The organism is Xenorhabdus entomophaga (assembly GCF_037996725.1).
Classification (GTDB): Bacteria; Pseudomonadota; Gammaproteobacteria; order Enterobacterales; family Enterobacteriaceae; genus Xenorhabdus; species Xenorhabdus khoisanae.
This window is the reverse complement of record NZ_JBBMXH010000037.1, coordinates 24,383-39,712: the sequence shown is the minus strand read 5'-3', so window position 1 is coordinate 39,712 and position 15,330 is coordinate 24,383. Positions and strand designations below refer to the sequence as shown.

The window sequence follows — 15,330 nt, the reverse complement described above, 5'->3', positions numbered from 1 at the left end:
ATCCATAGAATGCAAATGTCAGATTGCGATGCGCCTGTTAGGGCGCGGCTGGTAAGAAAGCCTTATAGGCGCATATGAAAAACCCCCGGCTATGCCGGGGGATACTTATTAAGACAATGTCCCATCCTAAATAAGGTTGACACTTTTTATTCCCGACGAATGACCATATTTCGTCAACTTCACAGACAAATTCAATTTCAACTTTCCCAGTGGTAAGGTCGTTACACATTGTGGCTGGAGTTTTTTAAGCACGTGGTTCATTACTAAACCCCATCCCAATCTGACAATTAAATATCCCCTCACAAAAACTCACTAAACTCATCCGCATCAGGCATTTTTATAGATTGTTTGATCCCATTAAATCTCACTTCCTGACGTGAAAGCTGGATATCTGATCCTTGCAGCACGGCATTACCAAAGTTGTAAATAACGGACTCTTCACCGCGACAAATTGCCTGATCTTGCTCTTCACTTCTGCGTTTAACTATTTCATTGCGTTTGTAATAGGTACTGATGGAAGCGCTGCCGTGTTTTTTGCTTAGCATCTGCATGGTTTTTTGTGGGGATAAAACAACGGCACTTGCGTTATTACCGCCGAATCCTTTTGCATTAAGAATGGTGGCTTTCATATCTTCACCGCGTTCACCAACAAATTTATCCCGCATCAAAATGTTCAGATTGGAGGCATGCACATCCTCGGCAATGTGATCAATCGTCGTAATTCCCGGAATCCAGCCATATTGCCAAACACCTAAAGCGTTAGCTAATAGATCTCCTGCGGCGGCGGAAATGGAGTGTCCAAGATGCGCTTTAATGGCGGTGATATCCCAATTATTGAGTCCAAAAACCTTAGCAACCTCATTAATAATATGGCTTTCGGTGACTCTGTTTTGCGGTGTTCCGGTTCCATGTGCCTGCACGTAGGAATATTGCAATTTCCCATCCAATAAATGGTTAGCAAGGGAAGTGGTTTTCATCATGGTGATGTAATTGCCTACTCCCGGTGAAGAGATTGATTTTTTGTTCGCATCTGCATTAACAAAAACATCCGGCACAGAACCAAGGATATTCGCGCCACACTGTAAGGCTAAATCATCACTCATCAGCAGCACAAATTGTGCTGATTCTCCAAGGGTAAACCCAACGTTGGTTGAAAATGGGCGGCTGGGACGACGATGGTTAACGATATCGGTTCCATCGAGCTTGCAGAGTTGGTGATCTTCGGCAAGTGCCCCCATAGCCTTAAATCCTTCAATGACTTCGGGGATGATTGGCGCTTCAGCACACCCAATTAAACAAACTTTGGCCTTGCCTTGCTTAATGTCATTGATGCCCTGTTTGAGGTTATAGAGGAAACTTGCACAGGCTCCCAAACTCGCGGCGGTAGTACCAAGGTTGTTGATAATATAACTATTAACGAAATCAGCCGGCATATCTGGCAGAGAAAGGGGAAGCATTTTGGAACTGGCACGTGAACCATTCAATGGATTGCCGATTAACCCTGCCATTGAAAATTGATCTATTTGACCCAGTGCACTGCTGGCATAAACCGAAATCTGATCAGGTTCTACTAAGGAGGTAATATCTGACCATGGCATCCCTATCGAATTTAATAAATCCGAAGCGCCATAAACGGTTAAGCGTAAGCCGCGTGGGTGGTGATTGGCGTTATATAAATCACCGATTTCAAATCCTTCTGGTAATTGCCCTGCGCTAGTGACAGAAAGAGATGTATATATGGTCTTCAATAATCTTTCTGAGTTATTTTCAATATCGGTTATTATTCTGTTTTTTGGTATTTTATGGGGATCGAACTGCGTGATTCGTCTTATCAATGTTCCGTTTTTGGCGCGTTCAATATGGTCTGCTGTAATAGATGCTGAATCTTTGATAATCCCCATCCGATTGCATAAATCAGCCCATGTGTTTTGCATGGTTTCATCTTTGAGACTATCTGACACAATGCGTTTATAGCCGTGGAATCCAGAACTTCTTCCTGCTGCATTGATGCCACCCAAACCAACAATTACAGGTAATTTACTCATCATGAACTCCAAAAAGTTTTTATTGGAGTCTATCAGTTAGAATAATTTATGAACACTGACATTCATGTCATTAAAACTAAGAATATGGTCATCATATCTTTCATTTGGGAATGAAATAAAGGTATATAGACTGGTGAAATCTGTGGAGGTAGGAGTGAGAATAGCGTTTGTTTTATATGATAAGGCATTGCAAAGTGGGATAACTTTGGCATCGGATATGTTAAACAGTGCGAGTAATTTGAGAAGCCGAAAACAGCAGAGAGAAGAACCTCTCCATATGTCTGTTATTGGTGATTTAACAAAAAATAATGAGCAGATTATTCTGCATTCTCATTATCAATTTTCAGATCCGGTGAATTTTGATTTAGTGTTTTTGCCCCCCATGTGGGGAAATCCACTCGCTTCTATGGCGGGTAGAGAAGATGTTCTGGAATGGCTGCGTCGGCAACAGAAAAATCAGGCTGTTATTGTTGCGACGGGAACGGGAGTCTGTTGGCTGGCGAAAGCGGGGTTGCTTGAAGAAAAAACAGCGACGACTCATTGGTATTTTTATGACAAATTTGAACGTCATTTTCCAACGGTAGATGTGAACCGTAAAGCAAGTATCACGTATTGTGACAATATTTATTGCGCCAGAAGTATTAACTCCCAAACAGAATTGCTTGTTTATCTTATTGCCCGGTTTTTCAGTGTCCCGATTGCTGAAATTATTGAGAAGCATTTTTTGCATGAAGTATCAAATTTCCAATCAGAACCGTTTTTTCAGATTGGAGGTAATACGCAATTTGATGAAATGGTATCGATAGCACAAGCTTATATTAAGCAGCATATTGATTCACCCATTACGATTAAGGATATTGCCAATTATGTTGGTGTATCGGAAAGTACTTTGCTTCGCAGGTTTAAAGGGCAAGTTGGCGTTTCACCGCATAAATACATATTAAATCACCGTTTATTAACAGCCAAACAGTTGCTAACGGATAATAGTTTAACTTTACTGCATGTTGCTCAATTAGTGGGATTTAATGATGCTTATTACTTTAGTAAAGTATTTGAACAACACTTCAAGCTGACACCGATTGCTTATCGTAAGCTGGTAAGAGCCAAGATTTTTCACGCTTAATAGATAATATTATTTTGAAATCAAATTGCCCATGCTAAACATCGTTTAAATCTTGCGAGAAAATTAAATAAACAGCATGAGCAATCATAAGAATATATAGATGTTATTTAACCAATCGTTTTGCCCAGAGATTGGCGAATATAAGAACCTGCGCCCAATAATCCCGGTTTATCATGGGTAATTAAATACACGGGAATATCCTGCAAATAATCTGTAAATCGGCCTTTGTTCTCAAATCCCTGACGGAATCCCGATTTTTGGAAGAAATCAAGGAAACGTGGAACAATGCCACCGGCAATGTAAACGCCGCCGAATGCTCCAATATTCAGTGCCAGATTGCCGCCAAAACGCCCCAAAGCTGTACAGAAAAGTTCTAACGCTTGCTTGCAGGCAGGGCAATTTCCACTTAGTGCACGATCGGAAATATCTCTGGGAGTCAGATCTTCCGCTGGCTGATCGTTAAGTATCATCAGCGAACGATAAATATTTACCAAACCAGGCCCGGAAAGGATACGTTCAGCAGAAACATGACCATATTCTTCTCGTAATACACTCAACATATGATCTTCTTCCACGCTGTCCGGCGCAAAATCTACATGACCTCCTTCTCCCGGCAGGCTCATCCACTGAGTTCCGGTGTGAATAAGATGGGCAACACCCAAGCCGGTTCCTGCACCATAAACAGCAATAGGGCGTTTAGCCTGAGGCTGTTTTCCGCCAATCTGAATGACATCATCTGTACCTAAGACCGGAATCGCAAGGGAAACGGCGGTGAAATCGTTAATCACTTCAAAACGCTTCAATCCCAGAGACGCTTTCATTTGGCTGACGGAAAAACGCCAACTGTGATTGGTCATACTGATGACATCATCCGTCACCGGGCAGGCAATGGCGATGCAGCTATCATTGATTTCGCAGTTCTGTTGTTCCAGATAATGACGGATAACAATTTCAAGTGATGCGTAATCCGCACAAGGATATAATTCGACCGCGCTCAGTTGCCCGGTATCCACATCACATAATGCCAGACGTGCATTTGTGCCACCGATATCGCCTACCAGAGCATAAGTTGTCATGGGGTATCTCCTTAAGTCTTACGAAATGGTCTATTCCTTTCATCTTTCAAGTTGCTTGTTTGTTAGCTGTGCTGCAATTTGAAATTTATAGGCATATGTCTTAATGAACCGATCAAAACTCAAATTGAGGGGATTTTACACAAGGTTGGGCATAAAGGCCGCATAAAATATATCGATATTGTTGAAATACCCATATCGACAACGGTACCAGTGATAGGTAAGCGGTTTATTCTAATCTTAGGCCACGCCGGCCAATGGGATTTAATTCAGCGGCAGTGAAGCGGTTTTTCCAGTTTATTTCATAGTGTTCACGGGGGAAGTCTGCCGGAGATGTGCCTTTCTCAAGTGATTCTGCAACTTTATGTGCATAAGCCAGATTTCTGTCACACAGAGGAGCAGCAGGGATATACATGACATTCCCCCAGCCTTGTTGATTTTCCACAGGAGCAACGGAATGGATGAGGTCACAATGCCACCAAACAGAGTCACCGGCCTGTAATGATGGAATGCTACATAGCCCACGGGCGAGGTGAGGATGCCATTTTTCGGTAGTTGGCAGTGCTTTGCCGGGAGCAACGCCACAGAGTTCATCTTCGGGCACATCATGGAGCAGGGGCCGTAACAACAAATAGGCCATCGCTTCTGGCACGGGGACAACATGCAGAAGCCCCTGATTGAGCGCCATATCTGCCAGCGCTGTCCACCCCTGAAAAGTGCGAAAAACCGAACATCGGGTGACGTTATCCAGTTCGTATTCATTCATATCCGGACGATGCGCTGCATCCCAGGGATCGTATTCTGCAAATCGGTTATTGAAAATATTTCTGAATACTTTTTGATAAGTAGGATGTAGCCAACGCTCTAAAGCGCCGGAATCCGTATGAGCGCCAAGCCCTTTGGATGTTGTACCCGGTGGCCTGCGGCGAATACGGTCGGGGTAGATCATGCTGATATCAGGCTCAAACCAACGTGTTCCGGCAGATTCATATTTCCACAGGTGATTGAGAAAAGATTGTACTTTTGCAATTTCTTCACTTTGTCGGGCCTGCATCTGTGCCTGCGACCAGTAAATTGGATAAATTTCCGGGCGAGAGGCTTTCAGGTTGCTGAAATAATTATCGCCGGTGCCTTGATAAACAGTATCGAAATGGTTTCCTTCAAGGTAAGCAAGTATGGATTTATCCCATGCAAGCGCGGTATCACGGGGAAAATTTTGTCTGACAATCAAACACCCACGGCGTTTAATCTTTTGTATGGTTTCTATCGGGATTTGGTTTTCGGCCAAATCACGCCAGTGGATTGCAGGCCAGGCACTCCCTGTGGTTTTTTCATCTTCCCGCGCGGCGGTGAGTTCTTTTTCTATTTTGTTACAGACTTGATTGAATAGACTTTCAACATCGCCTATTTGATTGCGCATGGCCTGTTTCATCTGGCGTATTTTCTGGCGGTAATCATCTGGGAAAGTTGTAGAAGTAAAAGATATATTCATCGTATACCTCATTCGTTCAGTATGATTGGTTTATCGTTTTTATGGGTGGACAGCAGTAAATTTGCCTGTATTTACCTCCAAATCTGATGTCTTTTATAGCAGATCATTTTTGCTGATAACAATCAGGCGATGGCGGTGTACTTCGGCATCATGTCCCCAACAGAATGCTTCCCACTTTCCAATAAGTTCATCCATTGATGAAATTTGTGTTAATGGACGATCTATCTCTGTTCCATCAGAGACATAGACGTGATATTTCGTTGAAATAGACCATGCAATCATTACTTGCCAAAAGCGTTTACCATCGCCTGTTTGTTCTTCATCAGTGACAATAATGCTGTAGTTTTCTAATAGGTATTTGAAGAACTGCCTTGGAAAACCACTTGCAGCATCTTGGTGTTCAGCGGAAAAAGTACGCCATACCATGATTTGAGTACATGTTTCTTTATCGATGATAATATCTTTGCGGAATGTAAGCATAACTGCGTAAACGGTTTCCGGATTATCACCTGTAGTTATCATGCGAAATTGATCTTGTTTGAGAGATTTTACAAAACGGTATCCATAAGGGGCGATGAACCCTGGAAAAGTGAAATCTTTTGCGCCATTTTCCAGAAAAGTTTTGGTATGTTCCCTATTTCTCTCAGAAGTATGTAACTTACGATTGAATTCTGCATCAGGAATCAAATAAGGCATTATTGGTTCCCCTGTTGTGTTGTTATAACTCGACATATTTTGCCCCCAATCAGTAGGATCACCAGAAAATTGTGTAGAAACGGTTTCAAGTTCATTATACATATTCTCGTAATGATTGAGTAAATATTCGTCAATTTTAACCGCTTATCCCGTAAATATACAGAGCATAAATTTTCAGTTACATTCATCTTTGATCAATATATTGATTATGACGAAAGGTTAAATATTTATTTAAGTCCAACTTTTATCCTAATAACTAATAATAAGCTGTTACCAGATAAAGTTAGTGATGAGGCAATTGCATTGAGAATCGATCACTCAAAGTGAAAAATTACAGAGTAAAAAAATTTATACAAATATAAGTTGTTAGATTGATAAATAGGATGGTCTTTTTGTCACCTATTTCTTCTATCAATAAAAATACCTAATCTTGAATTAGATAAATAAAAAATTGTACAAACAAACAGAATTTCCACCACAAAATTTATGATTATCGCTTGATTCTTATCCCCGATTCACTGGATAATCATTCGCCTCAAATTTTCTCACTATTTTTTTGCCTTAAAAGCCAAACGATTGCGCAAACGAATGGCTGAACCGATGAGTACAGCCCGGATTTTTTTATCCGGTGACGTAATCGTTTTCGTTGGCGTTCCGTAAGGCAGGGTAGGGAGAAATGACGATAGATTTTTTAGCGAAATAGTCAACAGAAAGCAGGGGAAAAACATGTCTGGTACGCAGGCACCAACTCAATGCAAACTCGATAAGTATTTTAAGATTACTGAACGCGGATCGACGGTACGTCAGGAAGTTCTCGCTGGATTAACAACATTTTTGGCGATGGTGTATTCCGTTATTGTAGTACCGGGTATGCTTGGACAAGCCGGATTTCCCCATACTGCCGTATTTATTTCTGTCTGTTTGGTGACGGGCTTTGGTTCATTATTGATGGGGTTATGGGTTAATTTGCCGATGGCGATTGGCTGCGCAATCTCGTTGACTGCCTTTACTGCGTTCAGCTTGGTATTAGGCCAACAGGTGAGTGTTCCTGTGGCGTTGGGAGCCGTTTTCCTGATGGGATGTTTGTTTACGATCATTTCAGTAACAGGGATACGTTCATGGATTTTGCGCAATATACCAATGGGAATTGCGCATGGAGCAGGTATTGGTATCGGGCTATTTCTGTTGTTGATTGCAGCAAATGGGGTTGGGCTGGTCATTAAAAATCCACATGCAGGTTTACCCGTTGCGTTCGGATCGTTGACGGCTTTTCCAGTGCTGATGACGTTATTGGGGTTAGCGGGAATTATTGCTCTGGAGCGAAAAAAAATTCCCGGTGGTATTTTGCTGGTAATTATTGCAATCTCAATTATCGGCTTAGTTTTTGATCCTGCCGTAAAATATCAAGGGATTTTTAAATTTCCTACGTTGGGGGAAGATGGCTTATCCCTGATGTTTAGTATGGATATAATGGGTGCCTTACAGCCTGTAGTGCTACCGAGTGTTCTGGCGTTGATAATGACTGCGATATTTGATGCGACAGGAACGATTCGGGCTGTAGCCGGGCAGGCAAATTTATTGGACAAGGGCGGCCAGATTATCAGTGGCGGTAAGGCATTGACTGCTGATTCTGTCAGCAGTATCTTCGCTGGCGCGGTTGGTTCTTCTCCGGCCGCAGTTTATATCGAATCTGCTGCGGGAACGGCGGCAGGTGGGAAAACCGGTTTAACTGCTTCCGTTGTGGGTATTTTATTCCTGCTGATTTTATTCCTGTCTCCATTATCGTATTTGGTTCCTGCCTATGCGACAGCTCCTGCTTTGATGTATGTCGGGTTACTGATGCTGAGTAATGTGCGGAAGCTGAACTTTGATGATTCTATTGATGCGATGTCAGGCTTGCTGTGTGCGGTGTTTATCGTGCTGACTTGCAATATTGTGACAGGAATTATGCTGGGCTTTAGTGTGCTGGTTGTTGGGCGTATTCTTTCTGGTGAATGGCGTAAGCTGAATATTGGCACGGTTATTCTTACTATCGCATTAGTGATATTTTATGCCGGAAACTGGGCTATCTAGTTGGTTCTATGAACTGGGGGTTATTTAACCTAGGCCGCCTATGAAGTCGGTATGGTTCTGCGAAAGGGATGAGGTATTGCCGCCTCATCCCTTTCAATTACAACGACATGTTTCTGCGAAAAAACACTTTCACGAAATACTTTTTTAATCTGCCAAAATCAAATGTTGATAATTTGGGTCTGCGATAATTTCTGATTCTTTAAATGGCAGGCGCAACCATTGCTTCACCTTATACGAGCGAGTGGCATCGCTATAGTGAGGGGAAGCAGGATCATCTGATAATGAGGTTAATAATAAAGTATAAGCCTCCACTTTATTATGCGGGAAGCTAATAAGTTGTAAGTAACTATTGCCAAAAATCTTGGTCTTTTCTCCACCGGTATTTTTTATACAGGCGATAGTGAAATAGCCGATTTCACTACAGCCGCCATATAAAGGAATCCGCTGCTTTTCTCGTGATAAATATAAATAGTCCCCCCTTTGGGCATTCAATGCTAAACCACGGTGATTTAGATCCAGCACGGTGGCTCCCAGAGCTTGTCGGAGTGTCTCAGTTATATCAGCATGTAATTTACGCGGCGTATTTAATGGGTCATTTTTGTTAAAGGGAATGGCAAACAAAACATGATCCGGTAAATTCAATAGCCGGTTCCAAACACCATCCCAGATATGGGCACCCCGTGCGGTGAGATTACCACTATTATCCCAAGCCTTCAGGATATGGCAGGCCTGAGCTACATCAACGCGTTGTGGTGAGGAGTAAGTTGTGTCATTCAAAGCATCATGTTTTACATCGATCAACGGTGAATGACAAACTCTCTCTAACAGTTCGGATTTGAACAGTTCGGCGGTCAGAACACGGCTGTCCAATACCATTTTCTGGAGTACGTCATGGTTGATGTATTTCCCCGGATATTGATCCCGGCCTTTCAAATGTTCTTGTATCATAATATGGCCTAAACGCGTGCGCATACTGACAGGTTTATTACTATCAGGGCCAAAGATAACAGGATAGCCAGTCAAGGGTGATTGGGGATTGGTAAGCCAATAACTGTCGTTCATATTGGCGACATAATCAGTGCGCATCAAACTGGGCATCCGTGCCGGGCCTATGGCACCTGCCTGAGCTGAATCAGGATCACTTTGCCAATCGCAGAAGCTGCGTGAACCATCAAAAAACGGGATAGCAGGCGATAGCTGATTAGCCAGGGCTTGTCGCGATTCAGTGGTACAGATTTTCACCTGCTCAGGGGAAACATTGGGCACAACTCCCATATCTGCATACCAGACTTTATCGCTGTCACGACCAACGGCTACGGTATTCACCCAAGGCATAGATGCTTCTTGCTGTTGAATGGCAACAAATTCTTCAAGAGAACGGGTCTGGCCCCAGCGCAGCCAGTTCCGCCATAAGCGAAAATTTTCTTGATTGATATCGCGAATCGCAAATGCTTTCTTTGTATCCCAACGTAATGGGGGAATATTCACCAGTGGGCCGTATTCTGACTTATACAAAGTACGGGTAACGGGGGCCAACGTGCCAGAATCTTGCTTAACCTGAACTGTAATGGTATTGGCTTGCATTTTTATTATTTTGCCATCACGGAGATAACTTAATGGATCATCAGGCGTTAAACTGAGTTCGTAAAAACCCATGCGAGCCGCTGTCGAGACGGTGTGACTCCACGCAATACTCTCGTTAAAGCCAATTTGGATGAGGGGAATACCTAAAAACGCCACACCACTGACATTGATTTCTCCGGGGATTGTGAGCTGAGCCTGATAGAAACGATCTGGGCTAAACCAATACCAATGCGGGTTACCAAATAACAGCGGAGAGTCTGAATTGGTGGCTTGTGTTCCAAATCCATAGATATTACTGCCGATACCTTTGCTCACTAAGCTGTCCAAATGAAATGAAGCTATCGACATAGTGGATTCTGAATCTGAAATATCCGTAGCTGATAATGCGGCAGGAGGTTGGGCGTTAACAATATTGCTCAACATACGGGTATATCCCTTCGCAAAACCGATGGCATACATGCGTCGATAAATGTCCTGCTCACTGATTGGCCGAATCCAGTCCTTATTACGACAAGCCTGATGAGCGTCAGGGTGGAGAGGCAACTCGTGAAGATATCGGTTATAACCGGCAGTGAAACCGGCAACAAGCTGTTTGATTTGTTCAGGCTGGGCCTGAATCATGCGCTCCAGCATATCTTCTGAAAGAATATGGCGGTGATAAAAATCAGAATCCAAATTTTTCACTCTATCCGTCAACCCCTCATAAACCAGTGTGGCTTGTCCCCCAAGGTATCGGGAACGTTCACCACGGTAAGTCAGAAAGGAATCTGCCATAGTACAAAGATTGTCTTGTGTCTGAACATAACCATAGCCATAACCCAATCCAACCCAATTTTTTGCTTTAATATGCGGAACCCCTAAACTGGTACGGCGTATTTCTGCATAGGTATCCAAATGACGATTAGCCTGCTTCGTGGGGACATAATGAAGGCAGGCACTTAATAAGCTTGAGAGTACAATCAAAGTAAACACTTTAAGGCAGGTTTTTATTTTTATCGTTTCAAATATCATGTTACTTTTCCTCAGCAATTATTAATATTCAGTCAATAATTTTCTTTCGTGGTTGTAGTGGCTTTGAATAAACCTGACCAACATGTTTTACGTGAGGTTTCTGAGTGATTAGGCATAACATACTTATCCTTAGCACAAAAATACTATTGATTTTCTCCATTAGATTAATTTGATATTGAAAGCAATGGCTATTGGGGGCTTCAGATAAGGCAATTTCATATTTGCTGGATAGTGCATTTTATAGCTCCCAGGGCGAGAGCGTGAACTTTTTGTTAAAAAATTTCAGGTTTGACGAATAAGAAAAAATATAATTTCATACTTCTTTTTTCGGGAAGTCTTCTTATGAGTATCGATGCTTTTTCTCAGTATTTCAGTACATTAACAGATCCCCGCCAGTCGTCTAAGATCAGTTATCCTTTGTTTGATGTCCTTTTTCTGTCGATTACAGCCATCATCGCCGGTGCAGAAGGATGGGAAGATATTGAAGATTTCGGCGAAACGTACCTGGACTGGTATCAAGAAAAAACCCTTTTTCCGAATGGAATACCGGGACATGATGCTATCGCTCGCCTGATTTCTCGGCTCAATCCCGTTGAGTTTCAGCACTGTTTTATTCATTGGGCTCAATGGGTTAACGAACGCTCAGAAGGGGAAATTATCGCTATTGACGGAAAAACGTTGCGGGGAACTTATGATGGCAAGAATCGGCAGTCGATGCTCCACATGGTGAGTGCGTTTGCCACCCAGAACGGCGTAGTGATGGGACAACTGAAGACAGACAAAAAGTCCAATGAAATCACTGCGATCCCAAAATTACTCCGCTTGCTGGATATCACAGGTTGCCTGATAACAATTGATGCGATGGGATGCCAAACGAAGATTGCGGAACAAATTGTGCAGCAGGAAGGTGACTATCTTCTGGCGGTGAAAGGGAATCAGGAGACGTTGTATCGCGCGGTTAAGAAGGCGTTGTCAGCCCAAGTTTCTGCCGTGAGTCATGCCGAAAATATCACTATAGAACAAGGACATGGTCGTATAGAAGCCCGTGAATATCATGTGTTACCCGCCCAAGCGCTGTCTCAACAATTTCCAGAATGGAAAAACTTAAAAACTGTGGGCGTGGCAATTGGATATCGAATTGATAATAAAGGAAAAGAATCACTTGATTATCGTTATTACATCAGTTCAGCGGAACTGAGCACCGACAAATTTGCCGCCGCTGTCAGGGGACACTGGGGGATCGAAACCCGATTACATTGGGTTCTTGATGTCACGATGGGAGAAGATGCTTGCCTTATCCACCGGGGAGAATCGGCTGAAATATTGGGATGTATGCGTCACATCAGTGTCAATATGTTGCGGGCAGAGACAACCAAAAAAGCCAGTATTCGCCGAAAACAACGGCTTGCGAGCATGGATATTAACTATTTGGATAAGGTATTAGTTGCAGGGTTTAAGGCGTTGGGCAAGAAGTGAACATTCACGCTCTTGCCCTGGTGGCGGGGACGTCAAACCACCCGAAAACACTAATAGCTTCACCATCTGCGGTAGAAATCAGGTAACCGCTGATTAAAATGCCAAACAGAACAATATAGAGCGTTAGATGAACAAGTATTGAGCTGATGCGTGTAAAGAGGCTATAACTTGCCAGTGGTTTTGGCGGAGGGGAGATAAATCGCCATATGACCCGAATGACCATGACACTGAAAAGAAATATGCCGATACTCTTATGAAGTTCCGGTGCGCGATGATACCAGGTATCGTAATAGCTTAATGTCACCATCCATAATCCAAGGCCAAACATCCCGTAAACGGCAAGGGCGACTAACCAATGGATTAAAACAGAAATATGACCAAAGCGTGTGGAAGTATTTTTTAATAGCATATTGAATAAATGCCTACTGGAACAGGTCGTCAGTTAAAAAGTTTGTATATTATAGTAGATAAAAATGAAATTTTATTTCAGTGAATTTTAAGCAAATAATTTGTTTAAGAATGTCAAAATTTATCAATGATGAAATTAAGTTATACTATTTTAGATGAGATTAAGATGAGATTTATTGTTTTATATATTTCTTTTGGTTATCTCTTATGCCTAATTGTTTTGGCTTCTGATGAGGTTAATATAATTTTAGGGGAAACTGTTGTCAATTAGGATTTTAAAAGGTTCTTTTTTTGTGGGTATTTGATAATCATTGGAAATAGAAAGGTGGCTTATTATTTTATTGGGGAAGTAAATTCTTATTGCCTGCCTGTTTTCTATTATCAGCGGGTATAGTATTTTATCCGGCATAGTAATATTTTTTGTGCAGTCACATCATTTTATTATCAAAGCGAGAGAGACGATGTATACATTGTGGATAGCCAATAAAAATTATTCTTCTTGGTCACTTCGTCCGTGGATTTTGCTCAAAGCGTTGGATATTCCTTTTAATGAGCGGCTTAGTTATTTTGAAGATGGTAAAAACAGCCATGAGAAATTCAAAGCATTCTCACCGACAGGGTTGGTTCCTTGCCTGATTGATGAAAATATTACGGTTTGGGATTCGTTAGCGATTGCGGAATATATTGCAGAGGATCACGTTCAGGTCTGGCCATCAGATAAAATAGCCAGAGCATGGGCGAGAAGTGCTGCGGCAGAAATGCACTCTGGATTTGCTACATTACGCCAAATTTGCTCAATGAATTGTTCCGTTCGAACTGAGTTACCTGAAATCACGCCTGAGTTGCAATGTGATATTGACCGAATTGATGCTCTTTGGTCAGAAGGGTTGGCTAAATTTGGCGGTGAATGGCTGGCGGGAGATAAATTTACTGCTGTTGATGCATTTTATGCGCCAGTGGCTTTACGTGCCCGAACCTATGGGTTGAAATTTTCCGTTATTAGTCAGCAGTGGATTGATCGCATACTGAAACATCCTGCGATGGTAGAATGGGCAGAGGCTGCTATAAAAGAACCTGAAATAACGCATTAACCCACATTGTTTTATAAATCTTGTTTTATAAATCCGAAAATAATCACACAGGGTACTTTTAGTGCCCTATTTTTGATAATTCATTTATTTGGTGATTGTATGTATTTTTAATTATTTATGATTATTATAAATTGAGTGATTATTTTTATTTTATTTAAAGTTATTTTGATAAATGAGTGCTTGTTTATGTGTTTTTATGGATAATATTTTCTCATCTTTACAGAGAGGAAAGGATAAAAATGGATTGGCATGGTATTGTTTTTAGCACTGTTTTTGGTGGTGTTGTCGGTGGTATTTTTTGGTTTATGGGAAATAAAGGGCTGATTAGTAAAACAGTTTCCACTGTTATTTTCTTAGTTGCCATGTCAGGTTGGAATTTGTTTTATTTTAAAGTATTGAAAGGTCAAAATGATTCTGTCATTGATGGAATGGAATCTGTGATGAAAAAAATTGATTTGCCTATTTTCCTTACGATTAGAGACAAAGATCCAAAAGTTTATGATGAACTTAAACAGGAAGTTTTGACATTAAAGAAAGAAGGGAAGAGTAATGATGAAATAGAATTGGTAATTTTAAATAAAATTCTTGCATTGCTCGATAGCCGTTTTTTGTTTGCTCCTGATGAAAATATTATTTCTCAGGCAAGTGTGATAGTTAAACAAATGGAGTTTCTACAGCAAAAAAATGCTGAACAATGTTTTAGTTTTCTTTTTCCAACAATGAACGAAAATTTTTCCGATATAGAAAAAATAGCAAAATCCTTTCCAAAAGAATTGTATAAACAGCGGCTGCAAGCTGACAGAGAGATGCTGATCGCCTCTTATGATGGGAAAAAACGCCAATTTTCAGTAGAAGATGGTGAACTTGTTTTACAAGATCTGGAAACAGTGAAGTTTGATCTGGCGCAGAAATATGGTGACGATATTACTTTGTTGGAATCCCTGCAAAGTGGCAGTACTGATAAAGTAAAAAGTTGTGACATGTATATTCATATGAATAAAAAAATTCTTGAACTTCCACCAGAAAGAGCGGCTCGTTTATATCGTTATTTTGTGAGTCACTTGTAACCTGTTTCGTGCCTGTACCCAATGAATTAATAAAAAATTAATATGGATAAAAAAAGCTCCGTGTAGGAACGGAGCGGGAATGGGTAAAAGTAGCTGGGAAAATGTAGTACAGATGTATCTTAACTCCACATCATTAAATATGAGCTAAACAAAAGAGGCATTATATTAAAAGCATCGTATTGGATAGAGAT

At 41.5% G+C, this 15,330-nt stretch carries 10 protein-coding genes and 1 pseudogene; 5 read left to right on the top strand and 6 right to left on the bottom strand.

What is annotated here, in order from left to right; all coding sequences use genetic code 11:
• Positions 1-299: 299 nt before the first annotated feature.
• Positions 300-2,045 (bottom strand): beta-ketoacyl synthase, encoded by a 1,746-nt coding sequence (locus AAC854_RS09750; protein WP_340616926.1) that lies wholly within the window; start codon positions 2,043-2,045, stop codon positions 300-302.
• 154 nt (positions 2,046-2,199) lie between these two features.
• On the opposite strand from AAC854_RS09750, the gene AAC854_RS09745 reads away from it, so the two are divergent.
• Positions 2,200-3,168 carry a GlxA family transcriptional regulator gene (locus AAC854_RS09745; RefSeq protein ID WP_340616925.1) on the top strand — a complete coding sequence of 323 codons (969 nt, stop codon included), beginning with the start codon at positions 2,200-2,202 and terminating at the stop codon, positions 3,166-3,168.
• 107 nt (positions 3,169-3,275) lie between these two features.
• Here AAC854_RS09745 and glk read toward each other — a convergent pair whose 3' ends face one another.
• The 3 genes from glk to AAC854_RS09730 form a co-directional block, all read right to left on the bottom strand.
• Positions 3,276-4,244, bottom strand: a complete 969-nt coding sequence (glk, locus tag AAC854_RS09740) for a glucokinase (RefSeq protein ID WP_340616924.1) — start codon at positions 4,242-4,244, stop codon at positions 3,276-3,278.
• Positions 4,245-4,470: 226 nt separating this feature from the next.
• Positions 4,471-5,733 carry a DUF1479 domain-containing protein gene (locus tag AAC854_RS09735; RefSeq protein ID WP_340616923.1) on the bottom strand — a complete coding sequence of 421 codons (1,263 nt, stop codon included), beginning with the start codon at positions 5,731-5,733 and terminating at the stop codon, positions 4,471-4,473.
• A 93-nt stretch (positions 5,734-5,826) separates the two neighbouring features.
• A complete protein-coding gene (locus tag AAC854_RS09730; RefSeq protein ID WP_340616922.1) occupies positions 5,827-6,531 on the bottom strand; it encodes a hypothetical protein in 705 nt (234 codons plus the stop codon).
• A 624-nt stretch (positions 6,532-7,155) separates the two neighbouring features.
• Between AAC854_RS09730 and AAC854_RS09725 the strand changes: the two genes are divergently transcribed.
• Positions 7,156-8,502, top strand: a complete 1,347-nt coding sequence (locus AAC854_RS09725; RefSeq protein WP_340616921.1) for an NCS2 family permease — start codon at positions 7,156-7,158, stop codon at positions 8,500-8,502.
• 144 nt (positions 8,503-8,646) lie between these two features.
• Here AAC854_RS09725 and AAC854_RS09720 read toward each other — a convergent pair whose 3' ends face one another.
• Positions 8,647-11,097, bottom strand: coding sequence for a penicillin acylase family protein (locus AAC854_RS09720; RefSeq protein WP_340616920.1), 2,451 nt, complete (start codon positions 11,095-11,097; stop codon positions 8,647-8,649).
• Between the two features lie 342 nt (positions 11,098-11,439).
• On the opposite strand from AAC854_RS09720, the gene AAC854_RS09715 reads away from it, so the two are divergent.
• Positions 11,440-12,573, top strand: a complete 1,134-nt coding sequence (locus tag AAC854_RS09715) for an ISAs1 family transposase (RefSeq protein ID WP_340616919.1) — start codon at positions 11,440-11,442, stop codon at positions 12,571-12,573.
• 19 nt (positions 12,574-12,592) lie between these two features.
• On the opposite strand, the pseudogene AAC854_RS09710 reads toward AAC854_RS09715, so the two are convergent.
• Positions 12,593-12,982: pseudogene (locus AAC854_RS09710) on the bottom strand (cytochrome b); the annotation flags it as partial.
• 460 nt (positions 12,983-13,442) lie between these two features.
• On the opposite strand from AAC854_RS09710, the gene AAC854_RS09705 reads away from it, so the two are divergent.
• Both AAC854_RS09705 and AAC854_RS09700 read left to right on the top strand, forming a co-directional pair.
• A complete protein-coding gene (locus tag AAC854_RS09705; RefSeq protein WP_340616918.1) occupies positions 13,443-14,072 on the top strand; it encodes a glutathione S-transferase family protein in 630 nt (209 codons plus the stop codon).
• Positions 14,073-14,311: 239 nt separating this feature from the next.
• Complete coding sequence (locus AAC854_RS09700; protein ID WP_340616917.1) at positions 14,312-15,139, top strand: hypothetical protein; 828 nt, start codon at positions 14,312-14,314, stop codon at positions 15,137-15,139.
• The last annotated feature ends 191 nt before the right edge of the window (positions 15,140-15,330 follow it).

Bases quoted from the DNA above. Each gene is read 5' to 3' on its own strand.
- AAC854_RS09720 (WP_340616920.1), bottom strand. From the start codon at position 11,097: ATGATATTTGAAACGATAAAAATAAAAACCTGCCTTAAAGTGTTTACT.
- AAC854_RS09700 (WP_340616917.1), top strand. From the start codon at position 14,312: ATGGATTGGCATGGTATTGTTTTTAGCACTGTTTTTGGTGGTGTTGTC.
- AAC854_RS09750 (WP_340616926.1), bottom strand. From the start codon at position 2,045: ATGAGTAAATTACCTGTAATTGTTGGTTTGGGTGGCATCAATGCAGCA.
- AAC854_RS09725 (WP_340616921.1), top strand. From the start codon at position 7,156: ATGTCTGGTACGCAGGCACCAACTCAATGCAAACTCGATAAGTATTTT.
- AAC854_RS09715 (WP_340616919.1), top strand. From the start codon at position 11,440: ATGAGTATCGATGCTTTTTCTCAGTATTTCAGTACATTAACAGATCCC.
- AAC854_RS09735 (WP_340616923.1), bottom strand. From the start codon at position 5,733: ATGAATATATCTTTTACTTCTACAACTTTCCCAGATGATTACCGCCAG.
- AAC854_RS09730 (WP_340616922.1), bottom strand. From the start codon at position 6,531: ATGTATAATGAACTTGAAACCGTTTCTACACAATTTTCTGGTGATCCT.
- glk (WP_340616924.1), bottom strand. From the start codon at position 4,244: ATGACAACTTATGCTCTGGTAGGCGATATCGGTGGCACAAATGCACGT.
- AAC854_RS09705 (WP_340616918.1), top strand. From the start codon at position 13,443: ATGTATACATTGTGGATAGCCAATAAAAATTATTCTTCTTGGTCACTT.